Here is a 23,567-nt window from a genome sequence, read left to right on the forward strand (position 1 = left end):
ATAGCTACTTTGTTCATGACAATGGTCTCCGATGGGCCCCTTGCGAAAGCTTAGTGAGCTATCGCAAGGGGCGGCGGGGGTAACCATTTCATTAGGGGAATGCTTCAGGGCTGGAACCATTCGTGGCGCTCGTTAAAGGTGCGGTGGATGAGGTCAGTCAGGGTCTGCACTTCGGCCACATTCTCCGACTCGGCATTGACCGCCAGCCACGCCTGCAATTGCATGGGCTCCTCGAACAGCCCCGGCAGTGCGATCAGGCCTCGATCAAACCGGCTCATGTACGCTGGCAACAAACCGATGCAAGCGCTGCAACGAATCATCTCCAGCATCAATTCATAAGACTGCATCTGCACCACCCCGGCCAAGCGCTGTTCAACCAGTTCATTCCACGGACGAAAACTGTCGATCTGCCGGTCATGCTGCCATTGCACGAGCATGAAGTCGGCGAGGTCCTCGGGGGTGTCCGGGCGGGCGGTGACGCGGGAGTAGCGTTTGGCGATGTGCGGCAGGTAGTCGAGGCGCGCCAGCGCTTGCGGTTCGCTGGTGGCGAAGGTCGGCCCGGGGTGTGGGGTATCGCCGTGGGCGAGCCAGAGGACGACGTCGGCGCTGACGGCACGCAGCGACAATTCGCTGTCCAGCGCGATGATCTCCAGACGCACACTGGCGTTGCGGCGCAACAGTGCGATCAGGTCGCGGCCGAGGATGTCGTGCAGGATGGATTCGGCGACGGCGAGGCGAATCAGCGGTTGTTCGATCACTGGAAGTTTGCGTTCGTTGGCCAGCGCCACCAGTTTGGCCTGCAGTTGCTGGCCTTCGCGGGTCAGGCTCAAGGCGCTGCCCTGGAAGCTGAACAGGGTGTGCTGCAGTTCTTGTTCGAGTTGCGCCAGTTGTTTGCGCAGCAAGGTCGAGCGCACGTTGAGGCTGCGCGCCGCCTGCATGAAGCAGCCGCAACGGGCGCTGACCAGGAAGTATTGAGCGACGTCGGCGTCGATGGTCGCGGCGTGCGAGAGCCAGGGTTCGCTTTTGTCCTGCGGCCAGCGGAATTCAGTACTGCCCTGTCGTCCTGCGGGTTCGGTGAATGACATCGATGACTCCCTGTCGATCTTTGTATTTTGGTGGCTTCCAGCACTTTTTAACTATTTCTGAACCCAATGGAGATCCTGTGGGAGCTGGCTTGCCAGCGATGAGGCCGGCAGATCCAACATTATGGGTGACTGATAAGCCGCCATCGCTGGCAAGCCAGCACCCACAGGTCACTCAGTGAAGGTGAAATCAGCGTTTTTCCTCCAGGACTTTGTTGAGTTCGGCACCGTCAATGCTCAGTGTCGCGGTGTTGAGCATGCCGTCCAGATACGCCTGAGCGATCTGCTCCTGTCGCTGTGCACGCAGGGCCTGGGTCAGTTGATCGCGCAGTTCATCAAGGGTCGCGGTGCGCGCCGGTTGTTGCTCAGTGAGCTTGATTACGTGGAACCCGGCAGCACTTTGAACAGGATCGGAAACCGCGCCCACCTTGAGCCGTGCCACGGCGCCTCGCACTTCCGGTACCAGTTGCTGCAACGGTTGCAGGCCACTATCACCGCCGCGTTCAGCGGTGACGCGATCCTGCGAATATTGAGTCGCCAGTGCAGCAAATTCTGCCGGCGTCGCCTGCGCTTTCTTGCTCAGTTCAAGCGCCTGCTTGCGCACCGCTTCAAGCGTCTGCGGATCATTCACCCCAAGAAAAATCTGACTGACCCGATACAACGCCGGCGTCTGCCAGTTCGCCTTGCCGGCGTCATAGGCCTGCTGCAATTCAGCCGCACTCGGATAATCCGCCGGCACTTCGCTGACCGAACGCAAGTAATCACGGAAGACAATCTGCTCAGTCGCCGCTCGAGTCTGCCGCGCAACCTCGGGCCGCTGCGCCCAACCCTGCGCATCAGCCTGCTCCAGCACCGCTTTCTCGGCCAGACGCGTGCGAATCCAGCGCTCCAGCGCTTCACGATTGCCGCGCAGTTGTTCGCGGGTTTCTGCCGGGACTGTCGCCAGCAACGCCTGTAATTCGTCAGGTGAAACTTGCTGATTGCCCAACCGCGCCACCGCCGGCCCCGCAGCAACCGCCGCCAGCGGCGACGATTGCTGGGCAGCGACCGGGTCACTGCCCGGCCGCACCACCAGCGCCACGGCCACCACCAACAGCGCTACCGCAGCGGCGCTGATCACCATGGCAGGCTTTTTCACAGCGCGACTTCCTCTTGCTCGGCAACGGCGACTTTGGCGGTCTGCGCAGCACCCTTCTGGGTGAAGTCACGCAGATAAACGATGAATTCCTGCAACAGGCGATCCCATAACTCCAGGTTGCCACGCAGATGATCGTTGCTCACACTTGCCGCCACCACCACATCCATTTCCATCACCAGAAACTCGCCCTGCAACGACAAGCGCGCAAACCGCCGACTCGCGTTCCACTGCTCGGCCACACCTGGTGGCAACTCACCCTGCACGCGCAGCGCACAGCTGAAAGTAAAGTCGACGTAGCTGCCCTGCTCCACCGCCGGGTTGCCGAAACGCACCGCGTAGCCGATACCCTGACTGGCGCTGAGCAACTGGACGATGCCGTTCTGCTCGGTTTCGTTGACGCGATAACCGGCTGCTTGCAGGACGTCGGTCAGGGATTTTGGCGATACGTGGCTGATCAATTGAGTCATTGTTTCTTCCTTGTTTATCAATCTTTTAAATCAATGTGCGAGCGCAGCTTGCGGCGCGTCGAATTGAGTCTTGTAGAGGTCATCGCCGAACCCCTGAGCCAGTTCATCGAACTTGACCCGGGCGCTGCCCGCAAAGGGCTGGCGGATCTTCATCACCTCGGCCACGTCGATGTTTTCGTAGGCAGTGAGGATCTGTTTGGCGACGCCGTACATCTGCTGATTCTTGACTGAACATTGCTGCACTTGTGTGTCACGTTCAGCCAATTGCGCTTGAAGCTTAGACCGTTCTGCCTCTTTGGCACGGGCCATGACCAGCAACTCGTCATAGGCTTTTTTGAACTTGCCGGTCTGCTCGGCGCTGGCCGCCACTTGTGCCTGCGCCTGGCTGTGCACGCTCTGCTGCTGCCCGGCGAGCTGTTCGGCAACGCCCTTGGCCTTGGCCAGTTCAGCGCTCAATTGCTTGATTTGCGCCTGCGCAGCCTTGGCCTCATTCTGCGCCGCCAGTTGCGCGGCGCTGGCCTGGGCCTGCTGACTTTGCAGGGCCTGCAACTGCTGAGTGGTGCTGCGCAATTGCGTGCGCAGGCGTTCTTCCATGCCTTCGGCATGCGCTCCAGTGGCGATCAAAAGCCCGAGCCCGAGCCACACAAATCGCGTTTTCATAACCCTCTCCCGGCGCCTTAGAAGCGCGTGTTGATCTCAAGCTGCAAGACGTCGATATCGAACGGCGCGCCATACACCGCTTCGGTGCTCATCCAGCGACCGGTGGCGTAAACGTTCTTCGCCAGACCGTAGTTGCCGCCGATGAAATAGCCCTTGGCGTTGGTGCCGCCGAGGTGGAATGACGAATCGTTGAAGCCATCAGGCAAGGCATCAGGCTGGATGTACTTGTAGCCGGCGAACATGTTCCAGTCGCCCTGCTTTTTCAGGTCCAGCGCGCTGCCGAGGGTGAACTGCACCATCCACGCATTGGCGCCGCTTTCGATGTCGCCGTTGCTGTCGAGGTTGTTGACGATCTGCCCGGCCGAACGCTTGCGCATGTCGCCTTCGTCGTAAGCGAGGTTGTGGATGTAGTTGCCCTGACTGCGCAGCTTGAAGTCTTCCGGCAGGTCGGCATCCCAGACCACGTTCAGATCCAGCAGGTTGAATTCCGAAGCGAGGCCAACGAATTGCGGCTGCGGCGTGGTAGTCGGGTTGAGCGGGTTCGGCGTGATGTCGCGAAGCAGGAACACGCTGTTGCCCTTCTGCATGAACGCTGCGCGGCTGCCGTCGCTGTCGCAACCCGGCGCGCCGGCCCACGGTTCGCAAGGGCTGGAACGCTGGCCTTGAATGTCGTCGAAGCGGTAGTAAGCCAGCGCACCTTTCAGGCGGTTGTTACTGTTGATCGCCCACTTGGCGCCGATCTGCGCGCCGTACAGCCACTTGTTGTCGCTTTCTTCCTTGTCGAAGCCGTTGCTGCTGGCAGTGTCGTTGGTGTAATCCACCGGGAACGCGCCGACGGTGCCGAACACGCCCCAATCGCGATTGAGTTTGTGGTCGAAAATCGCCGCCACGCCGTCGAAGTTCAAGTCGTTGGAATAGAGCATGTCGGTGGACATGAACGGGTTGGCGAAGCGCCCACCGGTCAGGGTCAGCTCATCCGTCGGCTTCCAGTTCAGGTAACCCTGATCCAGCCAGATGTCCTTCTTGGCGAAGCCGCCGCCGAGGCTTTGCGTGGTGGAAACCGGATTGTTGTCGGAACCGGTGCCGATGCGAATGCCGGCAGTCCATTGCGGCGAAATCTCCGCTTTCATGCCCAGGCGTGCGCGGATGCGGAACTGGTTGGTGCGGTCTTCGCGGGTGTTGAGCAACGGCGGCAGATTGGTGCTGCTGTTGGGGTTTACGTCATACGGGCCGTTGTTGTTGAGCTTGGCGAAGTCGACGATCTCGTTGCTGTTGCTGTCCGAGTAGTACCGCGACTCGTCGCGCAGACGAATATCGCCGTCGAAACTGATGCGCGCAGCCCATTCCGGGAAGCTGTTGGGCGCGGCCCAGTTTTCCTGTTTGGCGGTGGCCATGACCTCGGCTTTGACCTGATCGCGAATCTGGTCGCGCACCGCTGCCGGCACGTATTGCACACGCACGTCACCCGGCGCCGCCACTGGCCCGGCCGCCACGGCGGTGGATGCCGCAGCCTGTTTCGCCTGGGCGGCTTCGCTCTGCGCCTGAGCAATCAGTGCGTCGGCCTTGTCCTGTTTCAGAATGCCCTGCTCGACCAGCAAGCGGATCAGATTGATCGTGGCGTTCTCCGAGGGCGCAGGCGCTGCCGCGGCCTGACCGACCAGGGTCGCAATGACCATGCCGACCGCCAGGGACAATCGATTCACGTTGGAAATCATCTGCACACAACTCCTTTTGCCAAAGCGTAAATAAATGAATTAACCCGGACGCCGCCCTTGCAGGGACAGGCGCACAGGCAATGTGATGGAGGCCGGTGGCCGTTCGCTCAGCGCAGGTGCGCCACGCAGCGCGGCCAACACTTGCGTATCAATCTCGGGGTTGCCGCTGGACTTGATCAGCTCGACGCGGGTGATCTCGCCGACGCTGCTCAGCCACACATCGGCCTGCAACGAAAACGCGAGGTTGCGCAGCTCGGGGTTCTCGCGCAGCAAACGCTGGAAGGTGAACGCCAGAAACTGGCTGTACGTCCCCGTGCCCAGACGCCCGCCGCCAGCCCCGGCCATGCCGCCGCCCTTGCCCGCGCCGATATTGAAAGCGTCGTTACCGGATTGCGCATCGCCGTCCATTTGCATCGGGTTGGCCAGATCGTCCGCCGGTGATGGCGGCGCTTCTTCCTCGGGCTTGACCTCTTCTGGCTCGGGGGTTGGCTCCGGCTCGACGACTTTTTCTTCGACCGGGGTTTCCGGCTCCGGTGGTTTCTCCGGCGGTGGAGGTGGCGGTGGCGGCAGCGGAATGATCGTCGGCACCTTCGGCGCTTCACGGCGGATGCCGCTCATGTCGTTGGCCCACTGCCACAGGAACCATGCGGCGAGCGCGCCGATGAGCAATCCGGCACCCCACTTCGCATAACGCAGCACTGGCTTTTTCACCGGCAGCGGCTCGATCGGGAGTTGTGCGGTCATGACTCAGCCCTGACTCGGTTTGCCGGTCACAAGACCGACCTGGGACAGTTCGAGCCGGCGCAACAGGTCCAGCACCTCGATGACTTTCTGGTACTGCACCGTCGCGTCGCCGCGCACGATCACCGGGAAATCCGGACTCTGTGCCTTCTCGATGCGCAGGCGCTCTTCCAGCTCGGCGAGCGTCACCGGGTAGGCGTCGAGAAACACCTGGCCGCCGTCGTTGACCGAAATCGCCTTGGTCTTGGCCTCGGACAGCGACACCGACGCGCTGGCCTTGGGTAGGTTGATCTGGATCCCCGAGACCTGCGCAGTGGCGGTGAGGATGAACATCACCAGCACTACCATCAGCACGTCGACCAGCGGGGTGATGTTGATGCTGTCCACCGCGGTATCTTCGTCATCGTCGTGGGAGGCATTTACAGACGCCATGTCAGTGCTCCTCAGGCCGGTACGGAGTGGTTGGCGTGATGGCCGCGATGCGACGCCTCACTGAACTGGCTCTCGCCGTGCATCTCCGCCAGACGGGTGATGAACTCGTCGACGAACACGCGCATGTCGGCGCTGACTTCCTTGTTGCGGGTAATCAGGCGGTTGTAGCCAAACAGCGCCGGGATCGCGACGAACAGGCCCATTGCCGTGGCCAGCAACGCAGCAGCCATACCGGGCGCGATGGCGTTGATGTTGACGTCGCCGGCCATTGCGGTGCCGAGGAACACCACCATGATCCCCAGCACGGTGCCGAGCAGGCCGATGTACGGGCCGCCGGCGATGGCGTTGGACAGGGTCGAGAGCTTCGAGCTGAGCTGCTGATTTTCGCGGGTACGCACGCCGTCCATCGAGCAGCGGATCGCTTCGATGGTCGCCGCTGAAACCGACGAGGTATCGGCGCCCTGCTCGCGGCGGGTGCGAATCTCTTTAACCGCCACCAGATACAGGCGCCACAGCGACGAATGTTGCAGGCGCTGGGCGAGTTGCGCGTCGTCGGCGAACATCTCCAGACGCGTGCCGACCTTGGCAAACTGCACACGGAAGTCTTCGTTGGCGGCAGATACGCGGCTGAGGCTGCGGTTCTTGCGCAGCATGATGATCCACGACTGGAACATCATCAGCACCAGCACGGCGATGATCACCCAGGCGTCGATGGGCACGGCGTTGAGCAGGAAGCCGAGGCTGCCGAAGCCAAAACCGGACTGTTCTTCGTCGACACCATAAGCCACCAGTTTCGACTCGGCACCTTGCGACGTGGCGTCGGCCAGCAGCAGTGCCGCCGGGCGTGAAACCTTCGACAGACGCAATTCGTCGATAGCCCCAACGAACGGCTGGAACGGGCCTTCGTGCAGGTCGGCGCCGATGGCCATGACCGAGTTGAATGCCGGCATCGCCTGAGCAAGCGTGGCCGCTTCACGACCGTTGATGAACAGGGTCACTTTGGCACCTTCAGCGGTCAGCGCGACGTGTTGCCATTGGCCCGGATTCAGCGCTTGTGTGGCGACGGCACGTTGACCGTCGATTTCAACAAACGGCACACCCTGGTTCGCACCGACCAGCAAGCTGTTGGCGCCTTCACGACGAGCGAGAACCAGTTGCTCGCCACCGGCCTGATCCAGACGCAGCCAGGCACTGAAGGTGAACGCACTGCCCGCGTTGTGTTGCAACGAAGGACTGGCCGGCAGCAACAACGGTTGACCGCTGAACTGCAACGCGCGCCCGACGACGCCGTCAATCGCCGCGCCGGTCGCGCTTTGCGCAGTGTTGCCGTAAGCGGTGGTGTCTTTGACCGGGGTGCCGGTGGCGCCGTCGAAGTGATAGAGCGCGGTGTAATTCGGGTCGAAAGTCAGCTGGCCGTTGCCAGTCGCCGGGGCCTTTTGATTGCCGTAATACATCCAGATGTCCTGGCGCTGACCGCCCTCGACATTTGGCACATCGACCCAGATCAGCGCCATGCCCATCAACGCGTCGAAACTCTCGATCTGGTGGTTGAGCACGGTTTTGTCATCGGCCGCGACGAAGCGCAGGTCCGAGCCGTCCTCTTTCACCCCGTCGAAGGTGAAGTTGCCGGTGTGCAGGCGTACCAGCAGCGCAGTGCGGCCGAGCGCCTGATTGATGCCCGCGCCTTGTGGCGTGGTGTCGACGGCGATCTGTTTGCGGTAATGCCAGTCGTCCTGCCACCAGGCCTGAGCCGTGGCCGGGAGCACGAAGCCCAGGCAGATCAACAACGAAAGAATGAGGCGCTGCATGAACGTGCTCCTTTAGAAAGTGGCTTGAAGGTTGAAATGCAGGCGCGATTCCTGCTTCGAGGTGTTCGGCCCTTCGAGTAGCGGGTAACCCCAGTCGACGCTGCCGGACAGCCATTTGCTCAGGCTGGCGCGGGTACCGAGGCCGACGCTGGCCAGGGCGTAATTGGCGTCCTGATCCGGCAGTTCGTCGCGCAGGTAAAGTTGTGCGCCTTCGGCGAAGGCATAGAAACGCCAGTCCTGCATCCACGTGCCGGCGTACTTGGCCAGCGACGGCGTGCGCACTTCCTGACTGAGCAGCAAGCCGTCATCGCCAGTGCGTTCGGCGGCCAGATAGCCGCGCACCGAAGTGGCGCCGCCGGCGGAGAATTGTTCGTTGGAAACCAATGGCCCGGACGCCAACTGGAACGCTGCTTTGCTTGCGCTCTGCCAGTCGCTGTCGAAGGTCCAGGTGTAATTCGTGTCGCCCTTGAGCACGGCGAAACTCGGTTTGGCGCGGTAGCGTTTGTAGTCGAAATCTTCGTCGGAGCTGCCGTAGCCGAAGATGCTACGGGTGGCGGCAACCAGGCTCAGACCCAGGCCGAGCTGGCTCTTCTCTGTGTAGCGGTAGCCGTTGTAGGCGAAGGTGAACGGCGCGTATTGCAACGGGACTTTGTCGCTTTCGCCGGACAGGGTCAGGCGTTCGTCGAAGTCCTTGAAGTCGATGCCGGCCGACAGCGAGTTCGACCAGTTGCCGCTGGAGGGCAGCGTGTAGATCGCTGATACACCGTAGCTGTGGCCCTTGCCGAGCACGTTGCTGCCGCCGATGGTGGCGACGTTGCTGTCGGACTGGTACCCGGAGAACTGCACACTCCAGCGATCGGTCAGCGGCGCGGTGTAGGAGCCGGACCAGACCTTGGCGTTATCGGTCTCTTGCGGCGCGGTGAAGAACGTCAGGTTGACGCTGTGGCCGAGTTGCCAGAGGTTGTTGTAGCCGAGGCTGGTGACCGTGCGCAGCTTTTCGGTGTCGGCGCTGTAGTCGTTGTTGAGGCCGACGCTGGCGGTCCACGGGTTCTGGTCTTCGACCTGCAGATCGACGTCCATGGTGCCGGGGCGCTGACCTTCACGCACCAGCGGCATCACCTGGCGACCCGGCGTCTTGTTGAGTTGCGCCAGTTCGCCCTGGACCTTGGCGAAGTCCGGCACCTCGCCTTCCTTCAGCGCCGGGACGTCGTCGCGGATGTCCAGCGGCGAATAGTGTTTGGCGCCGACCACACGCACCCGGCCGACCTTGGTTTCGCTGACTTGCAAGTAGACGATGCCATCGGCGACGGCTTGCTCCGGCAGCTCGACGAACACGGACTGATAGCCGCGTTCCTGATAGGCCTTCTGCAAGGCATCGCGCGCACCTTCGATATCGCTGAGGGCTTTTTGCGGGCCGAGAAACGGGTACACCGCCTCTTCAATTGCCCGTGCATCGAGCACGGTGTTGCCGCGCACGAAGTATTCGTTGACGTCGACCAGACGCTTCGCCGCTGCGCTTTCGGCAGCCTCTTCGGCCAATGCCGGCTGCGCGCCCGCCGTCACCAGCAGCCAGCCCCACAGCGCCAGCCGTGACTTGAAAATCGGTTCCACACTACCCCCTGAATTCGCGATGACCTGTTGGCGTTTCGAACGCCGCGTGTATGGCGTCAATTGCTGGCTGTCGAGGCGCAGGCGTGTTTGCCCAGCCATGTGTGCAAAAGCGCGAAGTTCAGCGAGAACTCGGGCATTTGCAGCAAGGCACCGCAGAACACTTCGCCGATGATTTTTTGAATGAGCAGCACCGCGCGCGGCTCGTTGAGCAACGTGGCGATGTCGCGACTGAGGGCGTTGAAGCTCCAGACTTTCTGGTTCAGGCCAAGACCGACGAACCAGCGGAACAGCAGGTTGTAATTGAGTTGTTCATACAGTTGCTGTTCGCTGGGCACCGAATAGAGCAGTTGCAGGAGCAGGATGTGCATCACCGTTTGCGCAGGAATCAGCATGCCCGGCTCGGCATTGAGGTCGTGCAGGAGGTCGCGGTGGGCGTCGAGCAAGTCGTCGATCTGCGGGCGCAGCAACACCAGCGAATGGCCCGGCGGAATGTAGCTCGACACCTCTTTCAAGGCGCCCTGCCAGTCATCCTGCGAGACGATCCAGACCCACGGCGCGCCGTAGCGATACACCGAAACCGGCTTCTTGCGCGCGGCTTCGACGATCTTCGACAGGCGTTGATCAAGCTCCTGCATGCCCACTTTCGAGTAGCGTTCCATAGTCCCCATTGCCTCACTCCCGGCGTCCCGCCTCGGCTTGTGAAAAGCGCCCCGTTGGGCCCCTCAAGCGCGTTACATAGGCATGACCGGACTGGCGATGTGCTACCGAACTTTTGTCATAAAAGCTTCATTACAGAATTTGGCAATGAGATGGGACATACATCGAGAACCCTGTGGGAGCTGGCTTGCCAGCGATTGCGGTCTGTCAGCGAAGTAAAGGGTTGCTGACATGACGCCATCGCTGGCAAGCCAGCTCCCACAGGGTTTTGCAGTGTTTGGGTGATTTGGGGTCAGGTGTAGACCGGCCAGGTGTCGACGATTTTGCCGCCGCGCACCGCCAGCAAATCGCCGAATTGCAGGAGCACCGCTTCGGTCTGGGTCGGGCGCAGGAAGACTTGATCTTCTATCGTCAGGCCCACGGCACTGGAGCCATTGACCATCTCCTGATTGGAGCTGCGACCGTAAACGCTGTTGCTCTGCAAACCGGCCGGCGATTCGAATTCGGCCATCCAGTTGCCGCCATAGATGAAGAAGGTCTGACGCTGATTCTGGTCCCACCACGAAAACAGCTTCGACTTGTCATCCAGCGCCGGGATGTTCACCGCGCCAGTGCTCTTCAATACCGGCGTAGCGATGTAAGTCGCGGGCACATGCTCACTCAGCGATGGCAAATCATAGTGCGTCGGCTTGAGCATCGCCGTTCCCACCGACACTTCAGTGCTGAGCTTCTCGTTTTCATGCATGCGATAACTCGGACTGCCCGCGGTGTTCAGGCACAAACCGTCATGCCACAACGCGGGAAACTGCTGCCGGGTGAAATCGACACAGCGCTGATAAATCAGCATGACCTTGGCGAACAGTTCTTCCGGTGAACCGAGAATCCCCGGCACGCCCATGCCCACGAACGGGTCGTAGCCCATGAACCCGGCAAATTCCAGATGCTGCGGGTTGGCGCTGATCAGGCTGAGCATCTGCCCAAGGGTATTCACATCACTGACGCCGCCGCGATGCAGACCGACGTCCAGTTCGATGTTGATGCGCATCCGCGTGCCCAGTCCTTGAGCCAGCGCAAGGTATTGCTGCAAACGTTCGGGGCCGTCGAGCAACCATTGCAGTTGTTTCGCGGGATCGAACGGGCTTTTGTGGAATTGATAAAACAGTTCTGCCGAGCGCACCGGCAATGGCTTGCCCAGCAGGATGTCGGACTGCGGAAAAACCTGCGCATCGTGATTGAGAAACGGCTGATGGAACGACATCAATTTTCGGGTGCCGGCACGTTGCGCGATGTAGCTCAACAGTCCCGGTGACGGCAGCGACTTCTCTACCAGCCGCAACTGCTTACCGCCACGTCTGACCGACTGCATCACCACATCAATGTTGTGATCGAGGCGATCCAGATCGATCAACAGCACCGGGCGCATCGGGCCTTTTTCCTTTAACTCTTTGTTCAGTGCGCGGAAATAATCGCTGTACGGCGCGCCGTGGTCTCCCGGCCGCAACCATGCGCCAACGCCCACCAACAATGCGCCAAACCCCAACGTGCCGAGCAGAAAATTGCGTCGATTGACCGCCATCAGCTCACCCCCAGAATCGACGCCAGATGCGCATTGAGAAAGCGTCCGCTCGGATCCAGCGCCTGGCGCACATCGACAAACTCGCGCCAGCGCGGATACAGCGGTTGCAGGGTTCGCGCATTCAGCGTGTGTAACTTGCCCCAATGCGGACGTCCGTTGTACTTCCAGAAAATCGGCTCGATCGCCGCAAAAAAGTTGTGATGATCCATTTGATAATGCTGGTGCACCGAGATCGAACAGCTGTCGCGCCCCTCGAACATACTCAGCGGAATATCGTCGGCCTTGACGTAGCGGTACTCGATGGGAAACCAGGTGCGCAGATCCTTGTCCTGAATCAGCTTGAGAATCTCGCGCAGGCACGCCGGGCCGTGTTCGGCGGGCACCGAGTATTCCATCTCGTTGAAACGCACCGTGCGCACGTTGGCATAGATGTCGAACGAATCACCCACGCGATCATCGAAACTGGCTAGATGGCGCAGGCTGTTGAGCAGCGTGCGGCGCAGGTCGGGGAAGTCGCTGCCGTACTTGTCGATCTTCTCGATCAGGGTGACAAACTCGTTGCCGCCCTCCTCTTCGGGCGGAATCGGTGGTGTGGCCGGGTCATCGGTTTCGTTTAGGGCGATGGACAAGGCGTAATCGGAATGCGTGACGACGAGCATTTCCCAATGCTGGTTTTCACGGGTGTTTTTGTCGATGTCCTCCAGCAGTTCTTCAGTCTTGGCGATCCACTGGCGCTCGCGCAGGCGATAGTCCGGACGGTTTCGCAGACGGATCTTCGTCGCCACGCCGAGGGCGCCGAGAGAAACCCGGGCGGCATTGAATACTTCAGGGTGACGCTGACTGTCGCAGTCCAACACTTCGCCATTGGCCGTCACCAGTTGCATGCCGCAGACATGCGCCGAGTAGGACTGGAAGTTTTTGCCGGTGCCGTGGGTCGAGGTGGCAATGGCTCCGGCAAGCGTTTGGTAATCGATATCGGCCATGTTCTGCAAAGCCTGGCCGATGTCTTTCAGCGGCTGGCCCATGCGCGACATCGGTGTGCCGGCGGCAAATTCGGCTTGCAGGGTTTTCGCATCGTGATCGAGCAGACCACTGAAGTAACTCAGCGACAACAGCGTGCCATCGGTGGGCACCAGTGCGCTGAAGGAATGCGCCGAGCCGACCGGGCGGATCTTGCCTTGCGCCTGCTGGATAACCGTCACCAGTTCATCGAGACTCTTCGGCGCCAACCGAGCGGCTGGCAGGCAACTCTGCCCGCCCGACCAGTTGCGCCACGGAATCAAGCGCGGCGCACGCAGCAATTGAGCCAATGCCGGGGTGCTCGCCAACGCGCTGAACGCGCCGACAATACTTGCCCGTTGCAATAACTGACGCCGTGTCAGATCCATCGTCATGCCAGGCACCTTATTCTGGGAGGGGCTGGTCGGCCATGAAGCCGATCAATTGCAGGAATTGTTCTTCCGAGCACTCGACACACTGGCCCATCGGCGGCATGCCGTTATAGCCGTTGATAGCGTGGTCGAGCAGCGTGTCGGTGCCCTGCCGGATGCGCGGCTCCCAGGCTTTGCGATCCCCGGTTAACGGCGCGTTGGCGGCCGGGTTGGCGTGGCAGAGCTGGCAGCTGTTGGCGTAGATCTGCGCCAGTGCCGGGTCTTTGGGCATGGCGTTATGATCGATGGTGGCCGGGGGTTTGGGGTCTTCGCCGCAGCCTGGCAGCGCCATGGCCAACGCCAGCAGCAGAGTGAGTCGGATTGCCCGCATAAAAGCCTCGCTTGTTGTTATGCCCACACCTTAAGGCAGCGACAACAGCGGGTTGAGGGCATTGCGGGACAGCGAGGGGGGCAAACGGGGCCAGCCCTCTCCCCGATGATCGTTCCCACGCTCTGCGTGGGAATGCCTCAAGGGACGCTCCGCGTTCCAATGGGACGCAGAGCGTCCCCGGCTGCATTCCCACGCGGAGCGTGGGAACGATCATCAAGCCAACCCCCTCTGCTTTGCGTCTTTGCGTGACATTCGGGTGACATTTGCAGGTTTAAATTCCGGCGCATTCAGGCGTATAACCTGTGAAGGCTTTTTGATCTGCATGCGGACATCAACACGGGGTAGTGACATGACCACAGCAAACATCCTTGGCAACCTGTTCCCTTCTGTCAGCGAAATCCCGGAAAAATACCGCCTCGACGGTCAAGTCGAGCAACGTGAATACCTCGTCGACGGCCAGTTGCGTCGCTGGGACGGCCCGCTCGCCACCGTGCGCAGTCCGGTCTATCTGAAAGGTGACGCCGGCGACGAACAAGTGATCCTCGGCAGCACGCCGCTGCTTGATGCCGACACCGCCCTCACCGCCCTCGACGCCGCCGTGCGGGCCTACGACCGTGGCCAGGGCCTGTGGCCGACCATGCGCGTGGCCGAACGTATCCAGCACGTCGAAGCCTTCCTCGGCCGCATGCGCCAACAGCGCGATGCCGTGGTGAAGCTGCTGATGTGGGAAATCGGCAAGAACCTCAAGGACTCGGAAAAAGAGTTCGACCGCACCTGTGACTACATCGTCGACACCATCAATGCGCTCAAGGAACTCGACCGCCGCTCCAGCCGTTTCGAGCTGGAACAGGACACCCTCGGCCAGATTCGCCGCGTACCGCTCGGCGTCGCCTTGTGCATGGGCCCTTACAACTATCCGCTGAACGAAACCTTCACTACGCTGATCCCGGCGCTGATCATGGGCAACACCGTGGTGTTCAAACCGGCCAAGCTCGGCGTGTTGCTGATCCGCCCATTGCTCGAAGCGTTCCGTGACAGCTTCCCGACCGGTGTGATCAACGTGATCTACGGCAGCGGCCGCGAAACGGTCAGCGCGCTGATGGCCAGCGGCAAGATCGACATCTTCGCCTTTATCGGCACCAACAAGGCCGCCAGCGACCTGAAGAAACTGCACCCAAAACCACACCGCTTGCGCGCCGCGCTGGGGCTGGATGCGAAAAATCCGGGCATCGTCTTGCCGGAAGTCGATCTCGACAACGCCGTCAGCGAGGCGGTCACCGGCTCGCTGTCGTTCAACGGCCAGCGCTGCACGGCGCTGAAAATTCTCTTCGTGCATGAAGATGTCGTCGACAGCTTCATCGAGAAATTCAACGCCAAACTGGCCACGCTGAAACCGGGCATGCCGTGGGACAGCGGTGTGTCGCTGACGCCGCTGCCGGAATCGGGCAAGGTCGACTATCTGCACGGTCTGGTGGCCGACGCGCGCAGCAAGGGTGCCGAAGTGGTCAATCCGAATGGCGGCGAATCCCGTGAGTCGTTCTTCTACCCGGCAGTGCTGTACCCGGTGAATCCGCAGATGCGCGTCTACCAGGAAGAGCAATTCGGCCCGGTGGTGCCGATCGTGCCGTACCGTCATCTCGATACCGTGATCGACTATGTACTGGAGTCGGATTTCGGTCAGCAGTTGAGCATTTTCGGCACCAACCCGGTGGCGGTCGGCCGGCTGGTCGACACGTTCGCCAACCAGGTCGGGCGGATCAACCTCAACGCGCAATGCCAGCGCGGCCCGGACACTTACCCGTTCAACGGCCGCAAGAACTCGGCGGAAGGTACGTTGTCGGTACACGATGCGCTGCGGGTGTTCTCGATCCGTACGCTGGTGGCGACCAAGTTCCAGGACAGCAACAAGGACTTGATCAGCGAGATCATTCGCGGGCGTGATTCGAGTTTCCTGACCACCGATTACATCTTCTGATCACTGTCACCCGGATCTGGCATAAGCAAGAAAGCGGCCGCGTGCGGTTCTGATCCGAAGTCGCCAAACGCCCGGCAAATCAGTGTCTACACTGACCCCAGCACTGTGCTGGATGCCGGGAGCTTGACCATGCTGGATTACTTCGCGTTGGGCGTGTTGGTGTTTGCCGGGCTCGTACTGTTTTACGGGATCATCGTGTTGCACGACATTCCCTATGAGATTGCCGTTCATCGTAACCATCCGCATCAGGATGCAATCCATGCCACTGGCTGGGTCAGTCTGTTCACGCTGCATGCGCTCTGGCCGTTCCTGTGGATCTGGGCGATGGCCTATCGAGAAGATCGCGGCTGGGGCTTCGGTGACGGCAAATCCGTGCAAAACCATGTCGTTCGCCTGGAGCAACAGGTGCTCGAACTGCAAGGACGTCTCGAGCGACTCGAAACGCTGAATGCCACATCCCCCCAAAACCGGGAGGGCTGAACGCCATGGATCTGCTGCTCATCCTGACTTACGCCGCGATCTGCGTCGCAGTTTTCAAGATCTTCCGTATCCCGCTGAACAAATGGACAGTGCCCACCGCCGTACTGGGCGGCATCCTGATGATCGGTGCCTTGATTTTCACCATGAACTACAACCACCCCTACTCCGAGGTGGCGCGCACTTACTTCGTTTCTGTGCCGGTGATTCCCATCGTCAGCGGCCAGGTGATCGACGTGCCGGTGAAGGGTAACGAGCCGCTGGAAAAAGGCGACGTGCTGTTTCGCATCGACCCCACGCCGTTTGAAAACCGGCTGAAATCACTCAAGGCGCAACTGGTCGCTGCCAAGGGTGATCGCTACCGCATCACCGAGTTGATCCGCCGCAACTTCGGCACCCAGCGCGAACTCGATGCGGCCATCGCCCGCACCGATGATTTGCAGGCGCAACTGGACAACGCCCAGTTCGAACTGGACAACACCACCGTCCGCGCGCCGAGCAAAGGCTTCGTCACCCATGTTTCCTTGCGGCCGGGGATGATGGCGAGCAAGTTGCCGTTGCGTCCCTCAATGGTGTTCATTCCCGAGGAAGGCCAATATTTTGCTGCGTGGATGCGCCAGAACAGCCTGCTGCGCCTTACCGTTGGGGATGAGGCGGAAGTTGCGTTCGATGGCATTCCCGGTAGGGTTTTCGCCGGGCGGGTGAAAAACGTCATCGGTGTGATTGCCGAAGGTCAGGTGCAACCATCCGGCACACTGATCGGCTATACCGGTTCGCCGCCGGCCGGGCGCGTGCCGGTGATCATTGAAATCACCGATCCCGAGTTCGCCCAGTACAGCAAGTTGATGCCGGGCGGTGCTTACGGGCAGGCCGCGTTGTACAGTCAGCACTTCCACCACATTGGCACGATGCGCAAAATCCTCCTGCGCATGGCAGCATGGATGAATTACATTTTTCCTTTCCATTGACCTGAATCGCCATCACGAGAGGCCCGCACTGAGTACTTACAGCACCCATCGACTTCCGCCCTTGCTGCGCCGTGTCCTGCGTCCGTTGCTTGATCCTTATCGACGTTACCGGCACGCGCGGCTGATTCATGCGGTACGGGTGGCCCTCGGGTTACTTGCGACGATCCTGCTGACCACCGGCATCAACCTGCCCCACGGCGAGTGGGCATCGGTAACCATGCTGGTGGTCATCGGCGGTTTGCAGCACCACGGCAACATCGGCAAAAAAGCGGCGGAACGGGCGACTGGCACGTTGATCGGCGCGGGGGTTGGCTTATTGCTGGTGGCGCAGCAGGCGTGGCTCGGCATGCCTTGGCTGACGTACTTTGCGATGGCGGTGGTCTGCGGTTTCTTCTCTTATCACGCCATCGGCAAGGGTGGGTACACCGCCCTGCTCTCGGCGATTACCGTGTTCATCGTTGCCGGGCATGGCGACAATCCGATCACCGATGGTTTGTGGCGCGGCGTCGATATTCTGATCGGCATTGCCCTCGCCCTGGCCTTCTCTTTTGCCCTGCCGCTGTATGCGGTGTATTCGTGGCGCTACAACCTCGCCGATGCCTTGCGTGATTGCGCCACGGTGTATGGACGCATCATCAGCGGCCAACCGGTCAGCGCCGATGAGCATTTGAAATTGATGGGCCGTCTCGGTGCGGTGATGGTGCAGTTGCGTTCGCTGATGCCGTCAGTGTCCAAGGAAGTGAAGATTTCCATGACCGAACTCGACGCGATTCAACGCAATCTGCGCATGTGCATCAGCACATTGGAAATCCTCGGCAACACGCGACCGGATGCCAATGATCCAGAAGCCATGGCTCATCTGCAATCAGCGCTGAAGGCCGAGCACCGGCAGATTCGCGTGCAATTGATCGGTATGGCCCGAGCGTTGAAAACCGGCGCTTCGCAACGCCTGGACAAGCCGCTGGAGTTGCCGGAAGCCAACCTCGATGCGCCGGTTTACAGCACGCTGGATGGTTACCGACTGCTAACCCGGCAACTGGCGGCGAACATCGGCGAGATGCGCCAGCGCCTGGCGAAAACCGCACCGCGCTGGAACATCTGAGGGTTACTGCGCGGCCAGTCGCCGGGACTTCAGGCCCCAACCCTGTTGCATGCCGGCGGCGGCCAGCAGGATCGCCGCGACACCGACCCATTGCAGAGTTTCCAGGCGATGGCCGAACGCGAACCAATCGACGAAGATCGCCGCAATCGGGTAGATGAACGACAGAGCGCCGGTCAACGCGGTCGGCAATTTCTGGATGGCGCCATACAGCAGCACATACATCAGACCGGTGTGAACGATGCCCAGCGTCACCAGACTGGCCCAGGCACTCGGTGCTTGCGGCAATGCGCTGAAATGCGCGAACGGCGCCAGCAGCAAAATCCCGGTGCACACCTGAATCAGCGCAATCAAGTGCGGTGGCGTGCCGGTCAGGCGTTTGATGATCAACGCGGCAATCGCATAGAGAAACGCCGCACCCAACGCTAACGCAATCCCCATCAGATAGTCGTTGCCGCTTTCACCCTGGGTGCCGTGGGCACTGACGATTGCCAGCATGCCCATGAACGAAATCGCCAGCCAGAACAGCTTCTGCAAAGTGATTTTTTCGCCGAGAAACAGTGCCGCCAACCCGACCAGCATAAACGGCTGCACGTTGTACACCGCCGTGCCGATGGCAATCGAAGCCCGGGAATACGAGGCAAACAGCAGCACCCAGTTACCGACAATCGCCACCCCGCTCAGCACCGCGAGCAGGAACGTGGTGCGGGTCAGGATACCCGGGCGCAGAAAGCCAAAAGCGGCACAGATCAACAGCAAGGTGCCGGCGCCAAACACGCAGCGCCAGAACACCACGTCCAGCACCGGTTGCCCGGAGACCAGCACAAACCAGCCGATCGTCCCGGATATCAGCATGGCAGCGGTCATTTCGAATGAGCCGTGACGCAGTGTCTTGTCCATCATTGATCTCCTGTCTTTGTGGCAAAAGTATGCCAAGCGGACATGCAAGCGCTCCAGCGCAAAAAGAAGGCTAAACTCAGCGTCTGCCTTTTTTATCGTGGGTAGATTTCGTCAACTGCCTAATACTGGAGTTTTTCATGACAGATGACATTGATCAGATCCTCATCGGCGCCTTGATGGAGGATTCGCGGCGATCACTCAAGGCCCTGGCGCAGATCAGCGGATTGTCTTCGCCTAGCGTGGCCGAGCGTTTGCGTCGGCTGGAAGAGCGCGGTGTGCTCAAGGGCTATACCGTGGAGATCGACCCGAAATGCTTTGGTTACCAGTTGCAGGCGATCGTGCGGGTGCGGCCATTGCCGGGACAGTTGCAGGAGGTGGAGCGGCAGATCCTGGCGATTCCCGAGTTTACCGAGTGCGATAAGGTTACCGGCGAAGACTGCTTCATCGCGCGCCTGCATGTACGTTCGATGGAACAACTGGACACCCTGCTCGACCGGCTCAATACGCTGGCGGAAACCAATACCGCGATCGTCAAAAAGACCCCGGTCAAGCGCCGCTTGCCGCCGATGGCGTAAGTGCTTTTCCTGCATGATTGGCTTAGATTGGGTCTTTTCCGGCTAAGGATTGGCGGTATGAAAGTTCAGGCAGTGATGCTGTTGGCGTTAATACTCAGTGGTTGCGGGACCGTGCAGACGGTCGTGCGCGACGATCAGGTCGCTGTGGACGATTTGAGATCGAACAAGTCCTATTGCGGAGCTGTGCCAAGAATCTACAGTGGCGTGATGTATGACTTCTGTAACCTGCATGCGCCGGTAGGCGAAGGTAACAAGTACAACGCCGCCCTTCCCGGCTGGGCGATTGATGCCGTGGCTTCCGGAGTGCTCGACACCTTGTTGCTGCCCTACACCCTCTACAAGCAGCAGGTTGACGGCAGCATCATCATCAATTGATCGACGATCTTTCTGCACCCATCTACCTTTTCACAGGCAACAAAAAACCCGCATTAGCGGGTTTTTTGTTGGCGTCAGTACAACTGATCAGTCGTCGCGGCTCATGATGCCGAAGATCTGCAACAGGCTGATGAACAGGTTGTAGATCGATACATACAGGCTGATGGTCGCCATGATGTAGTTGCGCTCGCCGCCGTGAATGATGGCGCTGGTCTGGAACAGGATGCACACCGACGAGAACAGCACGAAACCTGCGCTGATCGCCAATTGCAGGCCGCTGATCTGGAAGAAGAAGCTCGCCAGCGTTGCACCCAGCAACACGAAGAAACCAGCGGTGATGAAACCACCGAGGAAACTCATGTCCTTGCGGGTGATCAGCACGTAGGCCGACAGACCACCGAACACCAGCGCGGTCATCGCGAACGCCGAGCTGACCACTTCAGCGCCGCCCTGCATGCCCAGGTAACGGTTGAGGATCGGGCCGAGCAGGAAACCCATGAAACCGGTCAGCGCAAAAGCGGACACCAGGCCCCACGCGGAATCACGGAGTTTGTTGGTGAGGAAGAACAGCCCGTAGAAACCGATCAGCACCACGAAAATGTTCGGGTAGCCAACACGCATCTGCTGGGCAACGAAAGCCATGACGCCGCTGAATGCGAGGGTCAGAGCCAGTAGGCCGTAAGTGTTGCGCAGGACGCGGCTAACCTCTAGCTGCTCAGCCTGCACGCTGTTATTAACTGCGTAATCCTGTTCGCGCATGGCGACACTCCTGTTGGTTTGAAACGTTCAGTCGCAAAGATCATAACAGACGCTCTGTAACAAGCCATGCAGAGAGTTTGACAGTGTGTTTCATTCAGGTATTATGGCGCCCGCAACGCAACGGAGGTGTGGCCGAGTGGTTTAAGGCAACGGTCTTGAAAACCGTCGACTGTAACAGGTCCATGAGTTCGAATCCCATCGCCTCCGCCATATTTGGTACCGTCAAAGCCCTGATTATTCAGGGCTTTGTCGTTTCTGGCGTCCACGAAGGCTTCCGCCCTTCTCATCGCGCTCCATGACTTTAATGGACGTGAAGGTGAAGATCGCACGATGCACCAGGGTGTTTTCCAGCCCAACACCCGCTATCACTCCGCCGAACGCCGCATCTCCTCCCGTGCAGGCATGGTCCAATCCGAGGCGCGCCTTTCATAAATAGAGTCGGGCTTCTGCTCTTCGTAGCTGAACATCAATAAGTAAAGCCCTAGCGCCACTGCAGCCAATAGTGCCCTGCCGATCGGGTTGGCATCCCTCGGCAGTCCACCGGGGCCGATTGCTACCCAGCCCCCGCGAAGGTAAGCAAACACGGCTTGGGCAAACCACGCTTGCGCCACTACGCACGTCCAAAACTGACTCCACCCGCCTGTAAAGCGCCAGAACGCGTTTACCAGGGACGCGATCACCATGACCGCCAGGATCAAATAACGAAAACGTTTGAGAGCGCTCAGAATGCGGCTGTCCTGCTCCATATCTGCCCTGTTTTCACTTCAAGAAAAAAGATCCGATTATACCGTCGAGACTGCAAATATCGGCCAGCCGCCGGCAAACAGCTCGCTAAAATTGCTGTCACTCAGGCCGCACGGCCAGACCGTCAACAACAAGGAGTCCACTTTGCGCAAGGATTACCTGGCATTTTTCACCTCACTGTTTCTGTCGCGGCTGGCGGATCAGATTCTGCTGTTCATCGTGCCGTTGGTGGTGTTCCAGACCACCAACAGCGCCTCTTGGGCAGGTCTGGCGTTTTTCGTCGAATCGCTGCCGCGGTTTCTCGCGTTTCCACTGTGCGGAGCCCTGTGCGACAAGTTTTCGCCCATCAGGATTCTGCACATCAGCCAGGTGTACCGGGCACTGCTTTGCCTGCTGGCGGTGGGCATGTTTGCCCTCTTCGGCGGTATCGCCTGGGTCGTCGTGCTGTCAGCGCTGTGTGGCGTGCTGACCACCCAGGGCATCATGGCCCGCGAGGTGCTGATGCCGCATATTTTCCAGCACTACAGCTACACCAAGACCTTGTCCTATTCACAGATCGCCGATCAGACCGGGCTGGTGCTTGGTCCGCTGGTGGCTGCGCTTTTGCTGGAGGTGTGGGCCTGGCACTGGGTGGTGCTGTGGGTCGCGGGTCTGTTCCTGCTGGCTGACCTGAGCATGCTGGTCTGGCAACGCCTCAGCCGCATTACGCTGGAGGTGTTCGAGCAGCATCAGGACATCTGGCTGCAACCGCTGCGCATTGCTTTCGGGCATATACGCGAGCTGGCGGAACTGAAAAAAATCATCCTGCTGGCCGTCGGGGTCAATCTGATCGTCGGCGTCACCCTGGCCACTTCGGCGGCGATGGTGATCGGCGAGTTCAGTGCCGGCAAGGATGCCTACGCCGGGCTACAGGCAGCGGGCGCAGTCACGACTATCGTGATCCTGTTCTTCCTCGCCCGGGTGGAACTGCCCCAGCGGATAATGGGCGGGCTCGCTTACTCGATGATTGCCGCCGGTGCGCTGGTCAGCGCCCTGAGTCCGAATCTGGCCGGCTATGTGCTGGGATTCCTGCTGATCGTCGGCTTCGACAAGATGTTCAACATCTACATGCGCAGCATCCGTCAGCGGGTGATTCCGGCCAAGGATTTTGGCAAGACCGTGGGCGTGATCACCTTGCTCAACAACCTCTCGCAACCGTTGGCGGGTTTGCTGGTGGCGCTGTTGGCCTCAAGCGCAGGCACACAAGGGGTCATCCTGATTCTGGCCGTGCTGACTATGCTGCTGGGTGCTGTAGCGGTATGGTGGTTTGCCGCCAGCAGAGGAACCCTGAATGCCGAAGAAACCACCGGCCCCTAAAGACAACGCAACCGCCGCAGACATCGAGCGCTCGATCCAGACCTTGAACAGAATGGCCGAGCGCCTTTGGGGCGAAGGCCGGGAAGCGGAAGCCAAAGCCCTGCTTGATGCTCTCGATGCGTTGAACCGGGCGCTCGATCGAATCAGGATTGGAGAAAGTCGCCGAGCGGCGACTCTCCATTGAGCCAAGGGCCTAAGGTTTGAGTATCAGCACCGGCTCACCCTTCTTCACGATATAGGTCGCCAGCTCCGAACCCTTCTGCGCACCAACGTTTTTGGCGACATGCGCCACACCTTCGGGAATGAACAACGAATCCCCCGCTTTCAGTGTCACCGGCGCCCGGCCCTCCAGTTGATATTCGAACGTGCCGCTGATCACGTACGCCACCTCCACGCCCGGATGTGCATGCCGGGGCGAGGTCACGCCCGGTTCGAAATCGACGCGCGCCTGAATTACCTCGCGCTCGGCGGCACCGAGGTCCTGACGAACCAGATCCGTGCGGCTCAAGCCTTGCTGCCAGCTCTTGGCGGGCGCATCAGCCGCGTGGGCGACACCGATGATTGAAGCGAGAATCGCAGCGCTGGCCAGTAACAGTGGACGATGCATGATGTTGCCCTCTCAAACGTAGTGGTGGTGTGACCGCTACTTTGGGCGCTGCATGTAGGGAGGATGTGTCCTGAACCTTGAGAT

Annotated in this window: 25 protein-coding genes and 1 tRNA gene; 9 read left to right on the plus strand and 17 right to left on the minus strand. The window is 60.2% G+C overall.

All coding sequences use genetic code 11. From position 1 onward, the window contains the following. Positions 1-104: 104 nt before the first annotated feature. The 13 genes from ACIF4X_RS03460 to ACIF4X_RS03520 form a co-directional block, all read right to left on the minus strand. Positions 105-1,085, minus strand: coding sequence for a LysR substrate-binding domain-containing protein (locus ACIF4X_RS03460; RefSeq protein WP_397480934.1), 981 nt, complete (start codon positions 1,083-1,085; stop codon positions 105-107). Between the two features lie 187 nt (positions 1,086-1,272). Continuing rightward, a complete protein-coding gene (locus ACIF4X_RS03465; RefSeq protein WP_397480935.1) occupies positions 1,273-2,220 on the minus strand; it encodes a peptidylprolyl isomerase in 948 nt (315 codons plus the stop codon). Then, positions 2,217-2,687, minus strand: a complete 471-nt coding sequence (locus tag ACIF4X_RS03470; RefSeq protein WP_397480936.1) for a YbjN domain-containing protein — start codon at positions 2,685-2,687, stop codon at positions 2,217-2,219. The genes ACIF4X_RS03465 and ACIF4X_RS03470 overlap by 4 nt, the downstream gene beginning before the upstream one ends. 30 nt (positions 2,688-2,717) lie before the next feature. Beyond that, a complete protein-coding gene (locus ACIF4X_RS03475) occupies positions 2,718-3,347 on the minus strand; it encodes a DNA repair protein (RefSeq protein WP_397480937.1) in 630 nt (209 codons plus the stop codon). A 17-nt stretch (positions 3,348-3,364) separates the two neighbouring features. Beyond that, positions 3,365-5,062, minus strand: coding sequence for a putative porin (locus tag ACIF4X_RS03480; protein WP_397480938.1), 1,698 nt, complete (start codon positions 5,060-5,062; stop codon positions 3,365-3,367). Between the two features lie 39 nt (positions 5,063-5,101). Further along, positions 5,102-5,806, minus strand: a complete 705-nt coding sequence (locus ACIF4X_RS03485; protein WP_397480939.1) for an energy transducer TonB — start codon at positions 5,804-5,806, stop codon at positions 5,102-5,104. A gap of 3 nt (positions 5,807-5,809) precedes the next feature. Further along, a complete protein-coding gene (locus tag ACIF4X_RS03490) occupies positions 5,810-6,235 on the minus strand; it encodes an ExbD/TolR family protein (protein ID WP_397480940.1) in 426 nt (141 codons plus the stop codon). 11 nt (positions 6,236-6,246) lie between these two features. Then, positions 6,247-8,043 carry a DUF2341 domain-containing protein gene (locus ACIF4X_RS03495; RefSeq protein ID WP_397480941.1) on the minus strand — a complete coding sequence of 599 codons (1,797 nt, stop codon included), beginning with the start codon at positions 8,041-8,043 and terminating at the stop codon, positions 6,247-6,249. A 12-nt stretch (positions 8,044-8,055) separates the two neighbouring features. Next, a complete protein-coding gene (locus tag ACIF4X_RS03500) occupies positions 8,056-9,654 on the minus strand; it encodes a ShlB/FhaC/HecB family hemolysin secretion/activation protein (protein ID WP_397480942.1) in 1,599 nt (532 codons plus the stop codon). 56 nt (positions 9,655-9,710) lie between these two features. Continuing rightward, positions 9,711-10,322: a transposase gene (locus ACIF4X_RS03505; protein WP_080750810.1), complete on the minus strand. Its 612-nt coding sequence runs from the start codon at positions 10,320-10,322 to the stop codon at positions 9,711-9,713. A 281-nt stretch (positions 10,323-10,603) separates the two neighbouring features. Then, the gene (locus tag ACIF4X_RS03510) at positions 10,604-11,812 is read right to left on the minus strand and encodes a DSD1 family PLP-dependent enzyme (RefSeq protein WP_397481184.1); all 1,209 of its coding nucleotides are present in this window, start codon (positions 11,810-11,812) and stop codon (positions 10,604-10,606) included. 74 nt (positions 11,813-11,886) lie between these two features. Beyond that, entirely contained in the window at positions 11,887-13,215 is a 1,329-nt protein-coding gene (locus ACIF4X_RS03515; RefSeq protein WP_397481185.1) for a D-arabinono-1,4-lactone oxidase, read from the minus strand. Positions 13,216-13,291: 76 nt separating this feature from the next. After that, positions 13,292-13,648 carry a c-type cytochrome gene (locus ACIF4X_RS03520; protein WP_397480943.1) on the minus strand — a complete coding sequence of 119 codons (357 nt, stop codon included), beginning with the start codon at positions 13,646-13,648 and terminating at the stop codon, positions 13,292-13,294. Positions 13,649-13,997: 349 nt separating this feature from the next. On the opposite strand from ACIF4X_RS03520, the gene ACIF4X_RS03525 reads away from it, so the two are divergent. The 4 genes from ACIF4X_RS03525 to ACIF4X_RS03540 all read left to right on the plus strand — a co-directional run bounded on the left by ACIF4X_RS03525 (position 13,998) and on the right by ACIF4X_RS03540 (position 18,170). Next, entirely contained in the window at positions 13,998-15,623 is a 1,626-nt protein-coding gene (locus ACIF4X_RS03525; protein ID WP_397480944.1) for an NADP-dependent glyceraldehyde-3-phosphate dehydrogenase, read from the plus strand. Positions 15,624-15,752: 129 nt separating this feature from the next. Beyond that, entirely contained in the window at positions 15,753-16,103 is a 351-nt protein-coding gene (locus ACIF4X_RS03530) for a DUF3302 domain-containing protein (protein ID WP_397480945.1), read from the plus strand. Positions 16,104-16,108: 5 nt separating this feature from the next. Further along, a complete protein-coding gene (locus ACIF4X_RS03535) occupies positions 16,109-17,068 on the plus strand; it encodes an HlyD family secretion protein (protein WP_122597890.1) in 960 nt (319 codons plus the stop codon). 61 nt (positions 17,069-17,129) lie between these two features. Continuing rightward, the gene (locus ACIF4X_RS03540) at positions 17,130-18,170 is read left to right on the plus strand and encodes an FUSC family protein (protein WP_258709805.1); all 1,041 of its coding nucleotides are present in this window, start codon (positions 17,130-17,132) and stop codon (positions 18,168-18,170) included. A gap of 3 nt (positions 18,171-18,173) precedes the next feature. Here the strand turns inward: ACIF4X_RS03540 and ACIF4X_RS03545 are convergent, their stop codons facing one another. Continuing rightward, positions 18,174-19,067: a DMT family transporter gene (locus ACIF4X_RS03545; RefSeq protein WP_397480946.1), complete on the minus strand. Its 894-nt coding sequence runs from the start codon at positions 19,065-19,067 to the stop codon at positions 18,174-18,176. A gap of 137 nt (positions 19,068-19,204) precedes the next feature. Here ACIF4X_RS03545 and ACIF4X_RS03550 point away from each other — a divergent pair, with 137 nt between their 5' ends. After that, a complete protein-coding gene (locus ACIF4X_RS03550) occupies positions 19,205-19,642 on the plus strand; it encodes an Lrp/AsnC family transcriptional regulator (RefSeq protein ID WP_064118307.1) in 438 nt (145 codons plus the stop codon). Positions 19,643-19,699: 57 nt separating this feature from the next. Continuing rightward, positions 19,700-20,017: a YceK/YidQ family lipoprotein gene (locus tag ACIF4X_RS03555; RefSeq protein ID WP_397480947.1), complete on the plus strand. Its 318-nt coding sequence runs from the start codon at positions 19,700-19,702 to the stop codon at positions 20,015-20,017. A gap of 87 nt (positions 20,018-20,104) precedes the next feature. Here the strand turns inward: ACIF4X_RS03555 and ACIF4X_RS03560 are convergent, their stop codons facing one another. Continuing rightward, the gene (locus ACIF4X_RS03560) at positions 20,105-20,776 is read right to left on the minus strand and encodes a Bax inhibitor-1/YccA family protein (RefSeq protein WP_008081508.1); all 672 of its coding nucleotides are present in this window, start codon (positions 20,774-20,776) and stop codon (positions 20,105-20,107) included. 122 nt (positions 20,777-20,898) lie between these two features. On the opposite strand from ACIF4X_RS03560, the gene ACIF4X_RS03565 reads away from it, so the two are divergent. Then, positions 20,899-20,986 (plus strand) — tRNA-Ser (locus ACIF4X_RS03565). A gap of 155 nt (positions 20,987-21,141) precedes the next feature. Here ACIF4X_RS03565 and ACIF4X_RS03570 read toward each other — a convergent pair. Continuing rightward, on the minus strand, positions 21,142-21,522 hold the full coding sequence (locus ACIF4X_RS03570; RefSeq protein WP_397480948.1) for a hypothetical protein: 381 nt from the start codon (positions 21,520-21,522) through the stop codon (positions 21,142-21,144). A gap of 142 nt (positions 21,523-21,664) precedes the next feature. Between ACIF4X_RS03570 and ACIF4X_RS03575 the strand changes: the two genes are divergently transcribed. After that, entirely contained in the window at positions 21,665-22,876 is a 1,212-nt protein-coding gene (locus ACIF4X_RS03575) for an MFS transporter (protein WP_397480949.1), read from the plus strand. Continuing rightward, complete coding sequence (locus tag ACIF4X_RS03580) at positions 22,851-23,060, plus strand: hypothetical protein (RefSeq protein WP_397480950.1); 210 nt, start codon at positions 22,851-22,853, stop codon at positions 23,058-23,060. Before ACIF4X_RS03575 ends, ACIF4X_RS03580 begins: the two co-directional genes overlap by 26 nt. 9 nt (positions 23,061-23,069) lie before the next feature. Here ACIF4X_RS03580 and ACIF4X_RS03585 read toward each other — a convergent pair whose 3' ends face one another. Further along, complete coding sequence (locus ACIF4X_RS03585; RefSeq protein WP_397480951.1) at positions 23,070-23,483, minus strand: cupin domain-containing protein; 414 nt, start codon at positions 23,481-23,483, stop codon at positions 23,070-23,072. Positions 23,484-23,567: the final 84 nt, after the last annotated feature.

The organism is Pseudomonas sp. NPDC085632 (assembly GCF_044541255.1).
Lineage (GTDB): Bacteria > Pseudomonadota > Gammaproteobacteria > Pseudomonadales > Pseudomonadaceae > Aquipseudomonas.